General features: G+C 58.6%; 2 protein-coding genes. Both read right to left on the bottom strand.

The window, feature by feature from the left end; all coding sequences use genetic code 11:
• On the bottom strand, window positions 1-284 hold a 284-nt coding region (locus BMY91_RS22885), incomplete at its 3' end, for a hypothetical protein (RefSeq protein ID WP_218143868.1).
• Between the two features lie 84 nt (window positions 285-368).
• Window positions 369-971 (bottom strand): hypothetical protein, encoded by a 603-nt coding sequence (locus BMY91_RS22880; RefSeq protein ID WP_090826490.1) that lies wholly within the window; start codon window positions 969-971, stop codon window positions 369-371.
• Window positions 972-1,176: the final 205 nt, after the last annotated feature.

Here is a 1,176-nt window from a genome sequence, read left to right as displayed (position 1 = left end):
CCGTCTTGCCCGTCGGAGGTTCTGCAATCCATGTTACGAGTGCCCTTATCGACCCATTTCTGGGGTCCGATGGCTTGTTGGGTTTCGACTTTGAAGGCGTGCAGATCCACGAGGGCTTGTTTGAGTTCTTCGACCAGGGCTTTGACGGTTGCGGGATCGCTGTTGTTTGAGCCGGTCATGGGGTTCTCCGTGGTGGGTGTGCAGGCGCTCAGCGCAACGGCCGCGCAGACCAACGCTGCGAGTATGCGGCTGGTCTTTAGACGGGCCTTGGATTCATAGGACATGGGGTTCACTCTTCCTGAGACTGTTCCACAGCCCACAAGCCAGCACGAGGCGGCATAGGCAGCTCCTTTGGCGCACCAGACAGCCTAATTAGCAGACGGAGAGGAGCTGGGACTGGAAGGGGTCCCGTAAATTTCGGGATACAGCTCCTTGTAGATTGCGGTTTGGTCTCCGGCGATGCAGACAGTGTCCATTTCCAGGCCGGAGCCTTTGACATTCGCGGTGAAGGATATGAGGTTTCCGCCGTTCTGATTGGCGTAGAGGCGGATGAGACCAGGGTCCAACGGGTTGGTTTCGACGCGGGTGGTAAAGCCCTTCGATTCCCAGAACGTTTTGACCACGTCCGTTGAAGCTTCCAAGTCGAGGGTTTCCATGGTTTGGCTCATGACGCTGTAGTTCACGCCCTCCCTGCCATCACCTGCATTGCAGGCGCTGTTTCGAGTGCCCTTATCGACCCATTTCTGGGGTCCGATGGCTTTCTGGGTTTCGGTTTTGAACGCGTGGAGATCCTTGAGGGCTTGTTTGAGTCCTTCGACCTGGGCTTTGACGGTCGCGGGATCGCTGGGATTGCTTGAGCCGGTCATGGGGTTCTCCGCGGTGGGTGTACAGGCGCTCAGCGCAACGGCCGCGCCGACCAACACGGCGAGAATGCGGCTGGACTTTACCCGGGCTCTGGGTTCATAAGACATGCGATTCACTCTTCCCGAAACTGTTCCACAGCCCACACGCCGGCACGAGGCAGGACTGGCCCCTCTCCCGGAAGACATCGTGCCGCAAGAGTCCTACTTGCTGGTGGGAGTTGGACTGGCGCTTGCTTCCTGCCTGTCCAACTCCTTGTAGATTTCGTGCTGATCCCCGGCGACGCAGGCACTGTTCATCTCCAGGCCGGAGCCT

Source organism: Arthrobacter sp. yr096, assembly GCF_900108925.1.
Lineage (GTDB): Bacteria > Actinomycetota > Actinomycetes > Actinomycetales > Micrococcaceae > Arthrobacter.
Note: the sequence above shows the minus strand (reverse complement) of the source record. Positions and strands in the feature narration are given on the sequence as shown.

Bases quoted from the DNA above. Each gene is read 5' to 3' on its own strand.
- BMY91_RS22880 (WP_090826490.1), bottom strand. From the start codon at position 971: ATGTCTTATGAACCCAGAGCCCGGGTAAAGTCCAGCCGCATTCTCGCC.